The organism is Streptomyces sp. NPDC055966 (assembly GCF_042269865.1).
Taxonomy (GTDB): Bacteria; Actinomycetota; Actinomycetes; order Streptomycetales; family Streptomycetaceae; genus Streptomyces.
In genome coordinates, this window is record NZ_JBHJYK010000009.1 from 305,267 (window position 1) to 323,459 (window position 18,193).

At 72.3% G+C, this 18,193-nt stretch carries 13 protein-coding genes; 3 read left to right on the top strand and 10 right to left on the bottom strand.

The window, feature by feature from the left end; all coding sequences use genetic code 11:
- Window positions 1-4: 4 nt before the first annotated feature.
- From ACFC8N_RS21525 to ACFC8N_RS21555, 7 genes are all read right to left on the bottom strand, one after another.
- On the bottom strand, window positions 5-979 hold the full coding sequence (locus ACFC8N_RS21525) for a hypothetical protein (RefSeq protein ID WP_356022575.1): 975 nt from the start codon (window positions 977-979) through the stop codon (window positions 5-7).
- Window positions 976-4,419, bottom strand: a complete 3,444-nt coding sequence (locus tag ACFC8N_RS21530) for a DNA polymerase III subunit alpha (protein WP_376289136.1) — start codon at window positions 4,417-4,419, stop codon at window positions 976-978. Before ACFC8N_RS21530 ends, ACFC8N_RS21525 begins: the two co-directional genes overlap by 4 nt.
- Before the next feature lie 187 nt (window positions 4,420-4,606).
- Window positions 4,607-5,689, bottom strand: a complete 1,083-nt coding sequence (locus tag ACFC8N_RS21535; protein ID WP_376289092.1) for a S1 family peptidase — start codon at window positions 5,687-5,689, stop codon at window positions 4,607-4,609.
- Window positions 5,690-5,999: 310 nt separating this feature from the next.
- Window positions 6,000-6,899 (bottom strand): S1 family peptidase, encoded by a 900-nt coding sequence (locus ACFC8N_RS21540; RefSeq protein ID WP_376289094.1) that lies wholly within the window; start codon window positions 6,897-6,899, stop codon window positions 6,000-6,002.
- Between the two features lie 154 nt (window positions 6,900-7,053).
- Window positions 7,054-7,998 carry an LLM class flavin-dependent oxidoreductase gene (locus ACFC8N_RS21545; protein ID WP_376289096.1) on the bottom strand — a complete coding sequence of 315 codons (945 nt, stop codon included), beginning with the start codon at window positions 7,996-7,998 and terminating at the stop codon, window positions 7,054-7,056.
- A 53-nt stretch (window positions 7,999-8,051) separates the two neighbouring features.
- On the bottom strand, window positions 8,052-9,809 hold the full coding sequence (locus tag ACFC8N_RS21550) for an FAD/NAD(P)-binding protein (RefSeq protein WP_376289098.1): 1,758 nt from the start codon (window positions 9,807-9,809) through the stop codon (window positions 8,052-8,054).
- Window positions 9,810-10,224: 415 nt separating this feature from the next.
- On the bottom strand, window positions 10,225-11,337 hold the full coding sequence (locus tag ACFC8N_RS21555; RefSeq protein WP_356022586.1) for a DUF5685 family protein: 1,113 nt from the start codon (window positions 11,335-11,337) through the stop codon (window positions 10,225-10,227).
- 268 nt (window positions 11,338-11,605) lie between these two features.
- Here ACFC8N_RS21555 and ACFC8N_RS21560 point away from each other — a divergent pair, with 268 nt between their 5' ends.
- Window positions 11,606-12,043 carry a cell division protein SepF gene (locus tag ACFC8N_RS21560; protein ID WP_356022589.1) on the top strand — a complete coding sequence of 146 codons (438 nt, stop codon included), beginning with the start codon at window positions 11,606-11,608 and terminating at the stop codon, window positions 12,041-12,043.
- A gap of 67 nt (window positions 12,044-12,110) precedes the next feature.
- On the opposite strand, the gene ACFC8N_RS21565 is transcribed toward ACFC8N_RS21560, so the two are convergent.
- Together ACFC8N_RS21565 and ACFC8N_RS21570 are read right to left on the bottom strand one after the other, a co-directional pair.
- Window positions 12,111-13,304 (bottom strand): acyl-CoA dehydrogenase family protein, encoded by a 1,194-nt coding sequence (locus ACFC8N_RS21565; RefSeq protein WP_356022591.1) that lies wholly within the window; start codon window positions 13,302-13,304, stop codon window positions 12,111-12,113.
- Window positions 13,305-13,404: 100 nt separating this feature from the next.
- Entirely contained in the window at window positions 13,405-15,015 is a 1,611-nt protein-coding gene (locus ACFC8N_RS21570) for an MFS transporter (protein ID WP_376289101.1), read from the bottom strand.
- 273 nt (window positions 15,016-15,288) lie between these two features.
- Between ACFC8N_RS21570 and ACFC8N_RS21575 the strand changes: the two genes are divergently transcribed.
- Both ACFC8N_RS21575 and ACFC8N_RS21580 read left to right on the top strand, forming a co-directional pair.
- Complete coding sequence (locus ACFC8N_RS21575; RefSeq protein ID WP_376289103.1) at window positions 15,289-16,473, top strand: mannosyltransferase family protein; 1,185 nt, start codon at window positions 15,289-15,291, stop codon at window positions 16,471-16,473.
- A 237-nt stretch (window positions 16,474-16,710) separates the two neighbouring features.
- Entirely contained in the window at window positions 16,711-17,742 is a 1,032-nt protein-coding gene (locus tag ACFC8N_RS21580) for a phosphatase PAP2 family protein (protein ID WP_356022599.1), read from the top strand.
- A gap of 117 nt (window positions 17,743-17,859) precedes the next feature.
- Here the strand turns inward: ACFC8N_RS21580 and ACFC8N_RS21585 are convergent, their stop codons facing one another.
- Window positions 17,860-18,075 (bottom strand): I78 family peptidase inhibitor, encoded by a 216-nt coding sequence (locus tag ACFC8N_RS21585; protein WP_356022602.1) that lies wholly within the window; start codon window positions 18,073-18,075, stop codon window positions 17,860-17,862.
- Between the last annotated feature and the right edge of the window lie 118 nt (window positions 18,076-18,193).

Sequence of the window (18,193 nt, forward strand, 5' to 3'; positions counted from 1 at the left end):
GGAGTCACGCCGCCAGTGACCCCGGGATCACCGCCCTGGGGCCGAACTTCGCGCGTGCGCGGTCCGCGACCTCCTCGATGCGGCGGACCTTTTCGTCCACGGGGTCGAAGGTGAGCTGGTAGGAGGCCTGGTCGGCGCAGGTCAGGCCCTCGGCGCGCAGGGCGATCGCGCGGACCCGGGCGCGCTGGAGGCCGAGCGCCTCGTACATGCCACAGGCCGTCCGCGTCAGGGCCGCCGAGTGCGCGGTGGGCTCCTTCAGGGTGCGGCTGCGGGCGGTCGAGGACCGGTCGGCGTAGCGCACGGTGAGCGTCAGGGTGCGGCAGACCTTCTCCAGCGCGCGCAGCCGGGCACCCAGTTCCCCGGCGGCCGACAGCAGCGCCCTGTGATGCCGGTCGGGGTCCACCTCATCGCGTTCGAAGGGCCGTTCGGCGACGAGCGACCGCGAGACGCCGTTCGGTACGACGCGCCCGCGATCGACGCCGTTCGCCTTCTCCCGCAGCTCCCGGCCCGCCCGCGCGCCGATCAGCCGCTGGAGCGTGGACAGCGGGGCGGCGGCGACCAGTCCCAGGGTGTCCAGGCCGTACTCGCACAGGGTGCGGGCGGTCGCCGCGCCGACGCCGGGCAGCGCGGACACCGGCAGCCCGGCGAGGAAGTCCGCGACGGCGTCCGGGTCCTCCGGCACGGCACACGTCACCCCGGGCCGGGCGTCGCGCAGCGCCACGCGGGCCAGCATCGGCCCCGGCCCCGCGCCGATCGCGCAGTCGACGCCGTACCGCGCGAGGGCCCGCACCCGGATCACCGAGGCCAGTTCCACGGCACCGCGCCCGAAGTACCGCTGGGCACCGCGCAGATCGGCCAGCGCCCCGTCCGGGGGCAGCGCCTCGACGACGGGGGTGAAGTCCTCCAGCAGTCCGAGCAGCCCCGGCAGGGCCGCCTCGTACATCGGCGGCAGCTGGAAACGTACGCAGAGGATGGTCATCCCGCACTCCCCGGACTCTGGTGCCACAACTTCCGTATCGCCGCGGGCCCTTGCGCGGCCTCCTGCCCGGCGGGGCGCAGGTCGGCCCACGGATGCATCTCGTATCCGGTGGGCAGATGGATCCGCCGCCCGCCCGTGCCGTCGCCGTCCCCGTCGCCGGCTCCGTCACCGCCCCCGGTCACCGGCTCCGCGAGCCGCGCGGCCACCACGTCCAGCCCGCCCTCGGCACGCAGTTCGACCAGTTCGGCGAGGTTCCAGGCGGCGGAACCCACCACGCTCAGACTGCGCGGCCCGCGCCGCTGCACCACGCCCCGGACCAGCAGCAGCCACGAATGGAAGACGGTGTGGGCGCAGGCGTCGTGCGAGTCGTCGAAGAACGCGAGATCGACCAGCCCCGTGCCGTCGTCCAGCGTGGAGAAGATGACCCGTTTGCCGGACCGGATCGGCGGGGTCTGGGTGGCCGCCTTGGCGCCCGCGACCAGCACGGCCTCCCCGTGCCGCGCCGCACGCAGCCGGCGTGCGGAGACCACGCCCAGCTCCCCGAGGAACTCCCGGTGGTCGTCCATGAGATTCCGCGAGGCGTCCATGGACAGCACCCCGAGCTCGGCGCTGAGCCGCTCGGCATCCGACAGATCCGGCAGTCCGGCCGGGGCGGTCCCGCGCCCACCGGCCAGGGGCAGTTGACCACCGCCACCGCTTCGCGCCCCCCGCTGCAGCTCGGTCAAGTGCAGTTGCAGATCACGCCGGTTGGCGCCGAACGCGTCCAGCGCCCCGACCTGGGCGAGCCGCCCGGCCAGCGGCCGGCTGGGCCGCCCCCGCTCCCAGAAGTCCACCAGGGAGGCATACGGCTGCCCGTCCTCGATCCTCTTCGCCTCCGCCTCGCTGATCCCGTGCACATCGCACAGGGCGAGCCGCACCCCCCACACCCCCGATTCGGACACCAGTTCGATCCGATGAGCGACCCCGGACACGTTCACGTCCAACGGCAGGATCGGCACCCCCCGCCGCCGCGCGTCGGCCAGCAGCAGCCGCTTCGGGTACATCCCCGGGTCGTGCGTGAGCAGCCCGGCATAGAAGGCCGCCGGGTGATGGGCCTTCAACCAGGCCGACTGATACGTCGGCACGGCAAAAGCCACGGCATGCGCCTTGCAGAAGCCGTACGACCCGAAGGCCGCCACGATCTCCCAGGTCCGCCGGATCGTCTCCAGGTCGTACCCGTTCGCCGCCGCACGCTGCGCGAACCACACCCGGATCCGCCCCTGCGACTCCGGGTCGGACAGCCCCCGCCGCACCCGGTCGGCCTCGCCCCGCCCGCACCCGGTCAGGATGGCGACGATGTCGATGATCTGCTCGTGGAAGACGACGACGCCGTACGTCCCCCGCAACGGTTCTTCCAGATCCGGATGCGGATACCGCACGGGCGCCCGCCCGTGCCGTGCCTCGATGAACGGCCGCACCATGTCGGCGGCGACGGGCCCGGGCCGGAACAGCGAGATGTCGACGACCAGGTCATGGAAGGTGCTCGGCTGCAGCCGCCCCACCAGATCGCGCTGCCCCGGCGACTCGATCTGGAAGCACCCCAGCGTCTCGGCGGACCGGATCAGCTCGTACGTCGCCGCGTCCCCCGCCGGCACCGCGTCCAGGTCGACCCGCTGCCCGGTGGCCCGCTCCACCTCGGCCAGGGCGTGCGCCATGGCCGACTGCATCCGCACCCCCAGCACATCGAGCTTGAGCAGCCCGAGATCCTCCACGTCCTCCTTGTCGAACTGCGACATCGGCAGTCCCTCGCCACTGGTCGGCACCACCGGCGTACGGGCGCGCAGCGAGGCGTCGGACAGCAGCACCCCGCACGGATGCATGGCGACCCCGCGCGGCAGGGCGTCGAGCGCCTCGACCAGCTCCCACAACCGCCCGAACCGCTCCTTCTCGCCCGCCAGTTGCCGCAGTTCGGGCAGCTCCTCCAGGGCGGCCCGCGCGTCCCGGGCCCGAATGTGCGGAAAGGACTTGGCGACCCGGTCGATCTCCTCCGGGTCCATCGACAGGGCGGCACCCACGTCCCGGACGGCATGCCGGACCCGGTAGGTCTCCGGCATCGCGACCGTCGCGACCCGCTCCTCGCCGAAACGCCCGATGATCGCGCGGTACACCTCGATCCGGCGCGCCGACTCCACGTCGATGTCGATGTCGGGCAGCACGACGCGCTCCTTCGACAGGAAGCGCTCCATCAGCAGCCCGTGCTCGACCGGGTCGGCGTTCGCGATGCCCAGGAGGTGATTCACCAACGACCCCGCGCCGGAGCCACGGGCGGCGACCCGGATGCCCATCTCCCGTACGTCGTCCACGACTTGGGCGACCGTCAGGAAATAGGAAGCGAAACCATGGTGGTCGATGATGTCCAGCTCGTCGTGCATCCGCTCCCAGTACGCACGCCGCCCGCCGTACCCGAGCCGCAGCATCCCCGCCGCCGCCCGCGAGGCGAGGGCCCGCCGGGCGGTCCGCCGCCCGGCACCCACGAGGTGGGCCTCGGGGAAGTGGACCGTACCGATCCCGAGGTCGTCCTCGGGGTCGACCAGGCACTCGGCGGCCGTCGTCCGGGTCTGCTCCAGCAGCCGGTGGGCGAGGTCGCGCCGGTAGCCCGCGGCCTCCACGATCCGCTCGGCCGCCCGCAGCATGTCCCCCGCCCCCTTGAGCCAGGCCTCCCCGGAGTCCAGCTCCTTCGTCGGGTCGATCGGCACCAGCCGCCGGGCGGCGTCCAGCACGTCGGCGACCGGGCCCTGGCCGGGGTCGGCGTACCGGACCGCGTTGGTCAGCACCGGCCGCACCCCCTGCTCGGCGGCGAAGCCGACGGTACGGGCGGCGAGCCGCAGCGAGCCGGTCCCCGTCCCCGTACGCCCGTGCCAGACGGCCTCCAGCCGCAGCGCGTCCCCGTAGACCTCACGCCAGGCGGCGAGCAGCCCGGCCGCACGGTCCGGCCGCCCCGCGGCCAGCGCGCGCCCCACGTCGGAGCCGGGCCCGAGCAGCACGGTCAGCCCGTCGCCGTGGTTGTCGGGCCAGGTCAGCCGAGGGGTGTCCGCGCTCTTGTGCGCGGCCGTGACGAGCCGGCACAGGTCGGCCCACCCCTGGGCGCCGGCCCGGGCGAGATAGGTGATCCGGGGCATCGACTCATCGACAAAGGCGCCGCCACGGACCGGGACACGGCGCCGCTCGCCTCGCGGCGCCCGCGCCGGAGCCACCGCGAGGTTCACCCCGAAAACCGGCCGCACGCCCGCCCCCGCGCAGGCCTTGGCGAAGCGCACGGCCCCCGCGACGGTGTCCCGGTCCGTCAGTGCGAGCACGTCCATGCCCCGCTCCGAGGCACGCTCGGCCAGCCGCTCCGGATGGGAGGCCCCGTACCTCAGGGAGAACCCGGAGACGGTGTGCAGATGCGCGAAGCCCGGCACACGCACCTCCCGCACTCGAACATCAGTTCCCTACTTCCACCCCCACCATACCTCCATTCTCGAACGTGTGTACGACATCCGTTCGATCGCCTCCCACCTGCACAAACGCCCGCCCGCCAGGACCGCGGGGCATGCCGGAGCCCCGCCACCCACCACCCGGGGGACGGGGCTCCGCGAGAAGTACGAATCAGCCGATCTGCGCCCCGGTGGCCGACAGGGCCGCCGTGACCGGCTGGAAGAACGTCTCACCACCGGAGGTGCAGTCGCCGCTGCCTCCCGAGGTCAGCCCGATGGCGTTGCTCCCGGAGAACAGCGACCCGCCGCTGTCACCGGGCTCGGCGCACACATCGGTCTGGATGAGCCCGCTGACGGTCCCCTCCTGGTAGTTCACGGTGGCGTTCAGCCCGGTGACCGTCCCGTCGTGCACATGGGTGGTGGACCCGCTGCGGGTGACCTTCATCCCCACCGTCGCCTCGGCGGCCCCGGTGATCTTCTGGGTGGACCCGTCGTACAGGTCGACCTCGCTCGGGTGCGCGACGTCCGCCGTGTACTTGACGAGCCCGAAGTCGGTGCCCGGGAAGTGCGACTCGGCGTTCTGCCCGATCTCCTTGCCGCCGGCGTCCGACCAGGCGGAGATGTCCGCCGTGCAGTGCCCGGCGGTCAGGAAGTACGGCTGCCCGCCCTTGACCACGTTGAACCCGAGCGAGCAGCGCCCGCCCGACCCGCTGATCGCGTCACCGCCGGCGATGAAGGGTTTGAACTCCCCCTTCGACCGCTTCAGTTCGGCCTTTGCGCCGAGCCCGTCGACCACCTTGCCCAGCTTGGCCCACTGCGCCCCGGACACCGTCTTGTCCGCGGTGACGACGACCTTGTTGCTGACCGGGTCCGTCGCCCAGGACGTACCGGCGATGGTCGCGTCCTTCTTCAGCGTGGTCCGCGCGCCGTCGAGTGCGGCGAGCGAGTTGCCGACGAGTCTCGCCCTGGCGCCCGCCGCCTCGACCGTCCGGGCGGCCCCCTGGTCGAGCACGTTGACGACGAGGCTCTTCGCCCGGGCGTCGTAGTAACTCCCGGCGGCATCGGAGCCCAGATGGCTCAGCAGCGTGGAGGCGAGATTTCCAGCCGCGGGAGCGGAGAGAACTCGCGCCTCCGGAGCGGACTTCACCGGTTCGCTGGCGTTCGCATTCTGCAAGGTGACACCCGCGGCGACCAGCGCGGCGATTCCCGCGCCGGCCACGGCGGCCCGCCGCCCGGATATGCGTCGGTGCTTCAACTCACGTCCTCCTGTGGGGGGACGGCCCGCGGGCTGTGGGGACCTGGACGGGCCGGAAGGCTGGTTGACGAGCGCCCACTCTTCCGAACGGCACAGGGAGCACACAAGGTTGACTTCAGGACGCGCACGGAGAAGCCCCGCGCACCCCACCGCTTCGACCGTCCACCGTCACGCCAGGAGGTTCGCACTGCAAACACTACGAGCGAGTAGCACTGCTCGGAGCGTGATGGCCGAAACAGAGCCCCCGCAGGCGGGACGCCCGCAGGGGCTCTGGAGACCGAAGCCGAAGCCGGAACCGGAACCAGGGACGCTACGGCAGCGTGACCCCGTAGTAGCTCAACGCCTCGGTCACCGGCTGGAAGAACGTCGTACCGCCGGAGGTGCAGTCACCGCTGCCACCGGACGTCAGCCCGTACGCCACGGACCCGCCGTACAGCGGACCGCCGCTGTCGCCGCCCTCGGCGCAGACGGTGGTCTGGATGAGCCCGGAGACGATGTCCCCGCTGCCGTAGTTGACGGTGGCGTTCAGCGCGGTGACCCGCCCGCTGTGCGTACCGGTGGTGGAACCCCGGCGGTAGACGGTCGTGCCCACGGACGGCGTGGCCGCGCTCGTGATGGACTGGCTGCCCACCGAACTGGGGTGCGCGACGGCCGAGTTGGTGTACCGGACCAGCGCGAAGTCATTGCCCGGGAAGCTGTAGCCGACATTGGTGCCGAGCACCGTGCTGTGGCTGGAGTTGCTGTACCAGGTGGAGGCGACCTGGCCGCAGTGGCCGGCCGTGAGGAAGTAGTACGTGCTGCCGCTGTGCACGTTGAACCCGAGCGAGCAGCGGTAGGCACCACCGTAGATGGCGTCGCCACCGGTGATCAGCTTGTTGAACTTGCCCGGGGTGTGCTTGATGGTGAGCGCGTCCGACTCGGCACCGGCCTGCCGCTTGATCCTGGCGATCTCGGCCTGGGACACGGTGCTGTCGACGGTGACCACGACATGTCCGGTCCTGCTGTCGACCGCCCAGGCCGTACCGGCTACGTCGGCCTGGCGGACGGAGTCGCTCGCCCTGGTGAGCTGGGTCGCGCTGAACGTGTGGACGTCGCTGGCGTTCGCGGTGGGGGCGGCGAACGCCGCTGCGGCCAGGAAACCGGTCGCCACGGCGATCAGCCGGGTCCGTCTCGCCGTACCGCTGCGGGGAGTGGTGCGCTTGATCCTCACTTTTCGTTCCCTCCAAGGGAAGTCGGGGGCCCGCGTGGGGTCGGGGCCCGTGAGGCGCAGCCAGGGACAGGCCCGGGATTCCGAACACACATGCCCCCGACAAGCGCTGAGGGGGAGTATTCGGCCGAACGACCGGTCGCCACAAGGGCGCCTTTCAGCCGTAGAAATTTAAACCGCTTTTACACGAAGCGCTCCGCCCCTCCGGTGCGCCGTCCGGCGTTCCCCCGGTCATGACGTACTGCCGAGCGGACCGGGCGAGCCCGAGGTGGTCGCGCAGCGTGCTGCCCGGATAGAAGGTGCGGAACAGGCCGCGGTGCTGGAGCAGCCCCACCGTGCCGTTGACGAGCCGCTCCAGGTCACGGCGCGGCTCGACGGGCACGAGGTGGAAGCCGTCGGCGGCACCGTCGGCGTGCCAGCCGGCGACCAGTTCCGCGAGGTCGACCGGTCCGCCCCGGTACAGCGGGCCGCGCACGGTCGGCCGGGGGCCTCCGCCGCCGGATCCGGGCTCGGCGGCGTACTCCCCGTCGCCGAGGTCGATCAGCAGGCTCACCAGCACCCGCAGCGCGTCCGGCGCGCGCCCCGACTCGGCGGCCAGCTCCCGCAGTTCGGCACGGACGACGGCGGCCTCCTGCGGACGGGAGACCCGCACCAGGGCCACGTCCGCGCACCGGGCGGCGACGGCGCGGCCGTGCCGCTCGGTGGCGTCGACCACCCGCACGCAACACCCCCGCAACGACTCCCCTTCCTCCGCCTCCCCCTGCTTCCCGGACACATCGCCCCTCCAGCCGGCCCGCCCGCCGCTGACCCAGTCCAGCGTCACCACGGCGTCCCGCACCCGGACGGGCTCGGCGCGGGCGGCGGGAACCGTCGGGACCAGGCCGATCCGGCGGGTCGCGGGCGCCACCCGGCACAGCACGTCCAGCGCGTCGGGCCCGGGCCGGCCGAGGGGGTCGTCCAGCGTCACGAAGTCCAGCCCGCCCCGCTCGGCGAGCAGGGCCAGTTCGAGGTAGGCCCCGGCGTCGAAGGAGCCCGGCAGATCGATGCCGGCGGCGAGGTGCAGCAGCCCCGGCCGGTACCGGCCCGCGGCCATGACACTCATGAAGGGTTCCCTTACTGGTCGTTGACGGTCGTTACCGGGTCGGGGCAGCCGGCTCAGGCGGCGGCCCGCCCGGCCAGGCTCCGCAGCATTCCCAGCGCCGCCCGGACGGTGGCGTCGTTCTGCCGGAACGCGGGCCCGCCGGTGCGCGGCCGGGTGAAGGCGCCGGAGGTACGGGCGTCGGTGTACGGGCCGAGCGCGAAGCGCCGGGGATGCGGGCGCCCGGCCGTGTCGAGGACGCGGCCGTCCCCGCGGTCGACCCGGAGCAGTCCCTCGGGGTTCTCGGCGGCGCCGTCGGCGTGCAGTTCGCGCAGCAGACTGTCGCGGGCCCGTCCGACGGTGGGGTCGGGGAGCCGGGCCTCGACCAGCGCCCGCGCCTCGACGGAGAAGCCCGGCACGGTGGGACTGGCGGCCCGGAACACCCCGTCCTCGGCCCGCACGGTCATGTCGGCGCCGACGAAGCGGAGCAGTCCCGCCCGGGACAGCGCGAGCATCTGCCGCAGCCGGGGTCCGGGCGGGCCGGACGCCAGATAGCTGAAGAACCCGTGCCACCAGGACCCGGTGCTCCCGAGCCGCACCATCTGTCCGTAGACGGACAGCAGACCGAGAAACACCCCCAAGTCCGCGCTGTGCGAGAGATCATGACGTCGTATCAGGTCATTCTCCACGTACCCGCGCAGCCCCTCCTGGAACGCCTCGTGCGACGCGTACCGCACTCCCTCCAGCGGACGGTCGAGCGCGCCGAGGTCGAGCCGGTCGGCCGGGTCCGGTACGGCGGCGGCGACCAGCGCCCGCATCTCGGCGGGGCCCGCGGCGGCCGCGTACTTCTCCTCGAAGTCGGCCCAGGCCATCGCCGTACGTCCGGCGTGGGCGGTGAACAGCCGGTGGTAGTGGGCGAAGCCCAGCTCCTTCTCCACGAGCGGCCACACGTCGCGCCGGAAGTCGAGGCCGGTCGGCCGGGCGAGCAGTTCCTCGACCTCGGCGGGGCCGAAGAAGCGGGGCAGCGGGGGCCGGTCGCCGGTCCACTCGTAGCCGATCTTCGAGTGGTACGGCACTCCGCGCCGCGAACCGACGTACAGCACCGGCTCCTGTCCCGAGGGGAGATAGGTGTCGCCCTCGTACCGGCCGCCGCGGCCCTCGGTGAGCAGGACCATCAGGTCGACGAAGGCGAGACCGAAGCCGCGCACGAGCACGGGCTCGCCGGGGCGCAGCGGGGACAGGTCCGTGTCGGCGGTGAAGTCGGGCGGCAGGTGCACCAGGCCGTGCTCGCGGGCGTGCGCCGCCAACGCGGCCTGCTCGTCGTCGAGTTCGGCGTCGAGGTGGCCGAGGGTGAGGATCACCAGGTCGGCGAGGAGGGGGCGGGACCGGCCCGCCAGCCACACCTGCTGGCGCCCGTCGCGCGGGCCGCTGACCCGCAGGGCGCGCCGGGGGTGGTGGTGGACGGTGATGCCCTCGGGCAGTTCGGCCAGCGCGCGCTCGTACACGTGGCGCAGATAGCGGCCCTGGAGCTGCCGGTCGGCGAAGGTGCCGCCGTCGAGTCCGGCCCATTCGTGCAGGGTGGGGCCCTCGCGCACCGGGCCGTCCATGGCCACGGTGTCGTCGGTGAACATGGTGACGTCCTCGGCGTGCGAGTTCATCCACAGCAGCGGCGACTGCGCCTGGCGCCAGATGCGGCCGCCGCCCGGCGGGTGGGGGTCGACCAGATGGATGTCCAGGCCCGTGTCGGCGTACAGCTCGGGGGCGTTGGCGGCGATGCGCTCCAGGAGGCCGGTCCCGCGCGGGCCGGCTCCCACGATCACCAGCTGCGGCCTCATCGGGCACGCTCCGCGCCGAGTTCGTCGTGCTGGACGGTGGCGAGGATGTCGAATGGCATGCGAAGGCTCCGTGACGCGAAGAGTCAGGTCGGTGCCTTCACACGGCCGAGCCCCTCAGCAGGGCCGTCCGTCGAGAGTACGTGGGCGTTTCCACACTCTGTCAAGGCTGTCCGTACTGTGAGCCGTACGTCTCACGTCAGTTGACGCGGAACCGGATGCCTGTTCCACTTGCCCCATGCATCCACAGCAGTGGCTGGTCACCCGCTCCCACATCGACTTCGGTCGCGTGTGGTCCTGTTCCTGTTGAGCTGACCCCCTGCGCGCGCCCGCCGCGAACGGGCGTACTCGCGTCCTCTCTTCTCTCCGCACTCTCTCCACGCCTTCACGCACCCCCCTCCCCTCGCGCCTCTCGCTGCTAGCACCCGTCACAGGGGCAGCAGCAGTCGCATCCGTCGCAGCAGCCGTCACACCCGTCGCATCCGTCGCACGGGCAGTCGCAGTCACAGTCCGAACAGCACCCCTCCCGCTTCTTCCGCGACCAGGGACCCTCGTACTCGTCCGCGCAGCACATCTGGCAGGTGCAGCACACCAGGAGAAACGCCCCGCAGCCGGGCAGGAACCCCCGCGGCGCCTTGGGCTGGTGCGGATGCGGGCGAGGGGGCTGTCGCGGGTCATGCGGGCCGAACGCCCGGTCCACCGACCGCCGCAACTCGTGCACGAGCAGCAGATGCACCAGCTCGCCGTCGGCGAACTCGGCGTCGCGCAGGGCGAGCCGGATGCCGTGCAGGGCGTCGTCGGCGAGCCGGCGGGCCTCCGCACGGGACGTGCCCGTGGCGGTGAGCGGGTTCCAGGCGCCCGACAGGGCGTCGGATTCCTGGTCCTCCACGGCGTCCAGCAGATGCGCGAGCCGGCCGAAGAGGCGCCCGGCCTCCGCCAGGGGCCGCGCGTTGTCCGGGCGGCCGGCCAGCACCGCGGTGTGCGCGAAGGCCGCCGCCGTCGCGGTCTCGGTCGGCTCGGTGACCGTCAGGATCGGAGTGCCGTACCCGGCGAGGGTCTCCAGGCCGAGCTGCCGGTCGACGGCCTCGACGAGGACGCCGGTGTCGAAGCCGACGGCACCGCCGCCGCGCGCACCGGCCCGGCCCCAGCCCGCGGCGACCCGGCGGGCCGCGGCGGCCACCGGTCTGCGGGCCAGCAGCCCGTCCCGGTCGGCGACATGGTCGCGGACCTTCGCCGCGGCGAGCACCAGCGAGACGGCTGCGGCGAGCCGCGCGCCCTCGCCCCGGGCGACGGACGCGGTCCGCATCCCGCGCAGCGCGCACGGTCCGGCCGTGCGCCGGGAACCCTCGGCCGGACCGGCCTGAGCATCCGTCAGAACCGATATGAGCAGCCCGTCGTAGTTCGTCACGATGCGCGCGAACTGGCCGTGGTCGCGGCGCAGCGCGAGGCACAGCCCGCACAAGTGCGCCATCCACTCGGCTTTGAGGCGTTCACCGAGCCGGTGCGAGCACGGTCTGACGATTCCGAACACTGCCGATCCCCCGTTTTGTGGTGCGGCGTTGGTGTTCACCCGTACGCAGTGACGCTCACCCATCCGCCGCCGACGATCATATTTCACTCACAGTCAGCAGCCATATGTGGCTGGAGCCTTGGGGCACAAGGGCTCTCGACGGATCGGCTGTGCACCAGTACCGTCACAAACCCCCCGCGCGGCGTCTATCCACTTGGCGCACCGTCCGCATCATGGATGACCATAGGGGTGCGGAAAGCGAGAAAGCCTGCTGTGAGAGGAGGCGTCCATGGGATCGGTACGCAAGGCGAGTGCGTGGCTCGGCCTCGTCGACGACAACGATGACGAGCGTTACTACGACGACGAGTACTCCGAGGGCACCGAGTCCGGGGACGCCTGGGTCACGGACCCCCGGGTGAAGGTGGCCACGGACACGGCCGAGGAGAAGGGCCACCGGATCGGCACGGTCACCCCGGACAGCTTCCGGGACGCCCGGGCGATCGGCGAGCTGTTCCGGGAGGGCGTCCCGGTCATCATGAACCTCACGGCGATGGAGCCGGCCGACGCCAAGCGCGTGGTGGACTTCGCGGCGGGGCTGACCTTCGGTCTGCACGGCACGATCGAACGGGTGGCGACGCGGGTGTTCCTGTTGACGCCGTCGAACACGGAGATCATCAGCGGTGAGCCGGCGGCACGCCGCGAGGACGGGTTCTTCAACCAGAGCTGAGGCAGGGCCGCTCACCGGCCCTGCCTCCCGAGCCCCGCCTCCGGCAGGGGCTCACCGGACGGCGGGCTCACCGAAAGGCGTCGAGCCCGGTGAGCGCCTTGCCCAGCACGAGCTGGTGCATCTCCACGGTTCCCTCGTAGGTGAGCACCGACTCCAGGTTGGTCGCGTGCCGCATCACGGGGTATTCGAGGGAGATCCCGTTGGCACCGAGGATCGTCCGCGCCGTACGGCAGATCTCGATGGCCTCGCGGACGTTGTTGAGCTTGCCGAAGCTGACCTGCTCGGGACGCAGGCGGCCGGCGTCCATCCGCCGCCCCAGATGGTGGGCGAGCAGGATTCCCTTGTGCAGTTCGACCGCCATGTCGGCGAGTTTGGCCTGGGTGAGCTGGAAGCCGCCGATGGGCCGCCCGAACTGCTCGCGCGACTTCGCGTAGTCGACGGCCGCCTCGAAGCTGCTGCGCGCCGCGCCCATCGCACCCCAGACGATGCCGTAGCGGGCGTGGGACAGACAGCTGAGCGGGCCGCGCAGTCCGGTGACCTCCGGGAGTACGGCGTCGGCGGGCAGCCGTACGTCGTCCAGGACGAGTTCGCTGGTGACCGAGGCGCGCAGGGACCACTTGTGCTTGATCTCGGGGGCCGAGAAGCCGGGGGTGTCGGTCGGGACGACGAAGCCGCGGATGCCGTTCTCGGTCTGCGCCCAGACGACGGCCACCCCGGCGACCGAGCCGTTGGTGATCCACATCTTGCGGCCGTTCAGCACCCAGTCTCCCCCGCCCTCACGCTTGGCGTGGGTGCGCATCGAGGCGGGGTCGGAGCCGTGGTCGGGTTCGGTGAGTCCGAAGCAGCCGATCACCTCGCCGGCCGCCATGCTGGGCAGCCACCGGAGCTTCTGCTCCTCGCTGCCGAACCGGTGGATCGCGTACATGGCGAGCGAGCCCTGCACGGAGACCAGGGAGCGGATGCCGGAGTCGGCCGCCTCCAGCTCCAGACAGGCCAGGCCGTACTGCACGGCCGTCGCGCCCGCACAGCCGTATCCGGTCAGGGACATGCCGAGGGCGCCGATCGTGCCGAGTTCGCGGGCGAGTTCCCTGATCCCGGGCAGTTCCCCGTTCTCGTACCACTCGGCGACGTACGGCAGCACGCGGTCCGCCGCCCAGGCCCGCACGGTGTCCCGCACGGCGAGGTCTTCGGGTTCCAGCAGGTCGTCGATCCCGAGCGGGTCGGCGGGATCGAAGGGGGGCAACTTCGAGGACGCGGACATGGGAAACCCTCCGGCACACAGAAAACTAGCGCTGCTAGTCACATTTTGCCGCTGACGTTACGGTGCGGTGTCCCGCACGTCCAGTACGTCGGGCAGGACGTCAGGCCGAGACCCGGGACTCGGCCACTTCCCTCGGCGCGGGCAGCTCCACCGTCGTCACCGCCTCGGCTGCGCAGTGCATGACCCGCGGCAGCCGCAGCGCCATCGCCGCGCCCAGCAGCAACAGCCCCGCGCTCACCAGCAGCGTCACATGCAGCCCGTGCACGAAGGAGTCCCGCGCGGCCTGCCGCAGCGCGGCCCCGGCGTCGCCGCCGAGCCGGTCGGCCAGGTCGTAGGCCTCGCCGAGCGAGTGCCCGGCCGCGCGCGAGGTGTGCCGCGGCACACCCGGCACCGACCGCAGCCCCGGCGCGTAGGCGGCGTTCATCACGCTGCCGAGCAGGGCGATGCCGATGCCGGCGCCGAGCTGGTACGACGTCTCGCCGACCGCCGCCGCGCCGCCGGCCTGGTCCGCCGGGGCCTCGCTGAGCATCGACTCGTACGCCCCGAAGAGCGTGGTCTCCAGGCCGAAGCCGAGCAGCACGAACCCGGACAGCAGCAGCGGCGCGTTGTCGTCGGCGCTCATCGCCGTGAGCGTGAGGACGGCGGCGGCGGTCAGCAGGAAGCCGGCGCAGACCATGCGGCGCGGCCCGAAGCGGCGCAGCAGCCGCGCGCCCGCCAGGCCCGCCGCCATCGCCGCGACGGTGAGCGGCAGCAGCCGCAGGCCGGTCTGCAGCGGCGACAGCCCGAGGACCAGTTGCAGATACTGCGCGGCGATCAGCTCCAGGCCGACCAGCGCGAGCATCGCCAGCACGATGCAGCCCACCGAGGTGCTGAACGCCGGTCGGCGGAACATCCGCAGGTCCACCAGCGGATGGAGCCGCCGCCGCTGGCGCCGTACGAAGAGGACGAGGAGCGCCGCGCCGATCAGCAGCGGCAGCACGGTGAAGGGGCTCGCCGGGGCCTCTCCCCCGCCCAGCCGTTTCACCCCGAGGACGACACCGAACAGGCCGCCGGCCGCCATCAGGGCACCGCCGACGTCCCAGGGGCCGCTGCGGTCGCCGCGGGACTCGGGCAGCAGGATGCGGCCGACCGGCAGACTGACCAGCATCAGCGGGATGTTGACGAGGAAGACCGCGCCCCACCAGAAGTGCTCCAGCAGAAAGCCGCCGAGCAGCGGGCCGACCGCCGCGCCGACGGCGGCGACCGCGCTCCAGATGCCGATGGCGAGCGCGCGCTCGCGCCGGTCGGGGAAGACCTGGCGCAGGATCGACAGGGTCGCGGGCATGATCATGGCGCCGCCGACGCCGAGCAGCGCGCGGGCGAGGATCAGGGTCTCGGCGGTGGGCGCGAAGGCGGCCATGGCGGAGGCGACGCCGAAGAGGCCGTAGCCGAGGAGCAGGACGCGTCGGCGGCCGATCCGGTCGCCGAGCGTGCCGAAGAGGATCAGCAGCGAGGCGCAGACCAGCGGATAGACGTCGACGATCCAGAGCAGTTCCACGGCGCCGGGCCTGAGGTCCTCGGTGACGGCGGGGACCGCCACGTGCAGCACGGTCGCGTCGAGGGCGACGAGCAGCAGGCTGACGCAGAGGACGACGAGCACGACCCAGCGGTTGGCACCGGCTCCGGCTGCCCGGCGGCGCGGCCGCACGGCAGCCGAGGTCGTACCGGACATGCGTGTACCTCCCAGCTGATCCCTCGCGTGCGGCGGACCGACGGGTGGGGACTCCCTGTCGCTGAACCGGAGAGGAGCGGTGTCTCCGGCCCGCTCGAACCCACGCGGGTGACTCGTCAGCGTACGCGAGTCCGTCTCGGGCACACGTGGCGGACCTCTCACACGCCCGACCGGACCCGTGTGGCGTATGCCACTTCACCCCCTCTTAACCGAAACATCCCCTATGCCCCCAGGGGGCGGGACCGGTTCCGCGGTCGTCCGATAATCGAGCCCGTGACCGTTCTTGACATACGCGCGGGCGGCACCCGCGCCCCCCTCCTGCGCCGGGCCGTGCCCGCCCTGCTGGGCTATGCGGCGGTGCGCGCCCTGGGGCTGGTGGCGCTGGCGGTGTGGAGCGCCGCGCGCGGCAAGAGCGCGTACGGCCTCCTGACCGCGCGCTGGGACTCCCTCTGGTACACCCGCGTCGCCGAGCTGGGCTACGGCTACGAGGTGCGGCTGCCGAACGGCGACGTCCACTCCAACCTGGCCTTCTTCCCGCTGCTGCCCTGGCTGGAGCGGCTGCTGCACGCGCTCTCGCCGCTGTCGTACGCGGACGCGGGTTTCGCGGTGAGCCTGCTCGCCTCACTGGCCGCCGCGGCGGGGATCTTCGCGGTCGCGGAGCGGGTGTACGACGCCCGGGTGGGGGTCTGCGCGGTACTGCTGTGGGCGGTGTTGCCCGTGGGGATCGTGCAGTCCATGGCGTACAGCGAGTCGCTGTTCACGGCGCTGGCGGCCTGGTCGCTGTACGCGCTGCTCGCCGGGCGCTGGGTGAGCGCCGGGCTGCTCGCGTCGCTGGCGGGGCTGACCCGGCCGGTCGGGGCGGCGGTGGTCGCGGCGGTGTGGGTCGTGGGGGTGCTGTCGTTCGTGCGGGACCGCCGTGAGCGCGCGGGAGAGCACGGCGGGCCGGGCCCGCAGGTCCCCGCCCGGCGCCGCGCCCTCGGCATGCTGCTGGCCCCGCTCGGCGCCGCCGGTTACGTCCTCTGGGTGGGGCACCGCACCGGCAAGGGCCCGCTCGGGTATCTGGACGTGCAGGCCGGCTGGCGCAACGGGTTCGACGGCGGCTACGCCTTCGCGTGTTTCGTGGCCGACAAGTTCACGTCATTTCCGTCCGCGCTCGCCGGTGTCGGCCTGATCGTCGGCGTCGCCCTGCTGCTGTGGCTCCACGTCGTCGGCGTCCGGCAGCGCCAGCCCGTCGCCCTGCTGGTGTACACGAGTGTCGTGCTCGCACTCGCCCTGTGCGCGTCGAGCTACTTCGGCTCCAAGCCCCGGCTGCTGCTGCCCGCGTTCCCGCTGCTGCTGCCGCTCGCCCGAGCCCTCGCCCGGCCGCGCACCGCCAAGTCCGCGCTGGTCACCGTGGGTTTGGCGGTCGTTTCGGCGATCTACGGGGCGTTCTGGCTGAACGGCTCCGGTCCACCATGATCGACTTCTTCGGGCGGTGACGCTCCGGAGAATTCCGCACCAGGACCCGGTTAACGCATTTATAAGCGCCATATAAACAACACCCGGAACGATCAAAGGAATTGAAGACGGCGATCTCACCGGATTCCGGAATCCCCGGAATTCGAGCCACGCTTGAGAGGTTTGCCACATCACATCGTCATCACAAAGCCGCAGTTTCGACGGGGTTCACACCTCACTCGCTGTAACGTCGATTGGGTGCGTACCGAACGAAACCTCACTCGGCGTCTGGACCGGGTGTTCGCCAGACTCGACCGTGAGCCGGAACGACCGGCCCACATCGATGTGCCGAGGATGAGCCGGCACCGGGTCGTGCTGTTCACGGCGACCCTGGCTTTCTACCTGGCGATCGTGTGGGCCGTGGTGATCACGTCCTGGCTGGTCCGGCTCGACTGGCAGGTCATGTTCTTCCGGCCGTACCAGCAGTGGCCGCAGATCCACGCCTTCCTCGACTACTACGTGGTGCTCGGCCAGCGCGGCCCCACCGCCGTGATGGTCGCGGCCTGGCTCGGCTGGCGCTCCTGGCGGCAGCACACCCTGCGCCCGCTGCTGACCCTGGCCACCTCGCTGCTGCTGCTGAACATCACGGTCGGCGCCGCCAAGTACGGGATGGGGCGCCTCGGTCCGCACTACGCGACCGTGATCGGCTCGAACGAGATGATGCGGGGCGGCGATATATTTCCCAGCGGCCACACCGCCAACGCGGTCGTGACATGGGGAATCCTGGCGTATCTGGCCTCCACTCCACGGGCGCGCCGCTGGCTGTCGGCACTGTCCGCGATCACCTCGCTCGGCGTCGGCATGACCACCGTCTACCTCGGTACGCACTGGCTGAGCGATGTGCTGCTGGGCTGGGCCGCGGGCCTGCTGATCCTGCTCGCGCTGCCGTGGTTCGAGCCGCCGATCGCGCGCACCGAGGACTGGCTGTTCGACCTGCGCGACCGCTGGCGGGCCCGCCGCGGCCGCCCGGTGGCCGAACCGGCCGTCCCGGTCACCCCGGTGGTGCTCAAGCCGCGCAGCGCCCCGCGGTCCGAGCAGCCGTCGCCGGCCCGCGAGCCGGTCGCCTCGACCCGTGCCTCCCGGGGGCTCGCCCACCTGGCCCCGGGGCCGCACACGACCCGCTCGGAGCGCACTCCGGTCACCCCGGCGGGCAGTCGCCGCCCGCCGCACACCGACCACCGCGTCCCGCGCGGCACGACCCAGCCGGCCCGCCCCCTCACCGGCGGCTGACGGCCCCGTCCGGCGGCGGTCCGGTACGCACACCCCCGCCGCCACGCACGAGAAAGGCCCCGCCTCCCTCATCGGGAGCGGGGCCTTTGCCGTACGTACGCGCCGCCGACGGGGCGGTCAGCCCTTCCAGGCGCGGGCCACCCGGCCGTCGCGCACCTCGAAGTTCAGCCGCCCCACCCGGTACTCCATCGTGATGATCGCGCCCGGCGGCAGCGGCCGCACCGTCGCCCAGCCGCGCTGCCGAGCGAGCCGCTCGGCGTCGGCGGCGTCGAGGCCGACGTACCCGTCCGGACTGTCCTGGGGCTCCGCGGGCGGAGTGGGAATCGGTGCCATACCACCAAGCTAGCAAGGTAAGAGGAAGATCTGCCCCGGGTCACACTTCTGTCACAGCTTCCCGGGTCACACGTACGAGGGTTTCCGCCCGGCTCGCCCGGTCAATCGAACAGAATTC

Coding starts and splice junctions, on each gene's coding strand:
- ACFC8N_RS21525 (WP_356022575.1), bottom strand. CDS start 979: ATGACCATCCTCTGCGTACGTTTCCAGCTGCCGCCGATGTACGAGGCG.
- ACFC8N_RS21545 (WP_376289096.1), bottom strand. CDS start 7,998: ATGAGTGTCATGGCCGCGGGCCGGTACCGGCCGGGGCTGCTGCACCTC.
- ACFC8N_RS21550 (WP_376289098.1), bottom strand. CDS start 9,809: ATGAGGCCGCAGCTGGTGATCGTGGGAGCCGGCCCGCGCGGGACCGGC.
- ACFC8N_RS21560 (WP_356022589.1), top strand. CDS start 11,606: ATGGGATCGGTACGCAAGGCGAGTGCGTGGCTCGGCCTCGTCGACGAC.
- ACFC8N_RS21565 (WP_356022591.1), bottom strand. CDS start 13,304: ATGTCCGCGTCCTCGAAGTTGCCCCCCTTCGATCCCGCCGACCCGCTC.
- ACFC8N_RS21570 (WP_376289101.1), bottom strand. CDS start 15,015: ATGTCCGGTACGACCTCGGCTGCCGTGCGGCCGCGCCGCCGGGCAGCC.
- ACFC8N_RS21585 (WP_356022602.1), bottom strand. CDS start 18,075: ATGGCACCGATTCCCACTCCGCCCGCGGAGCCCCAGGACAGTCCGGAC.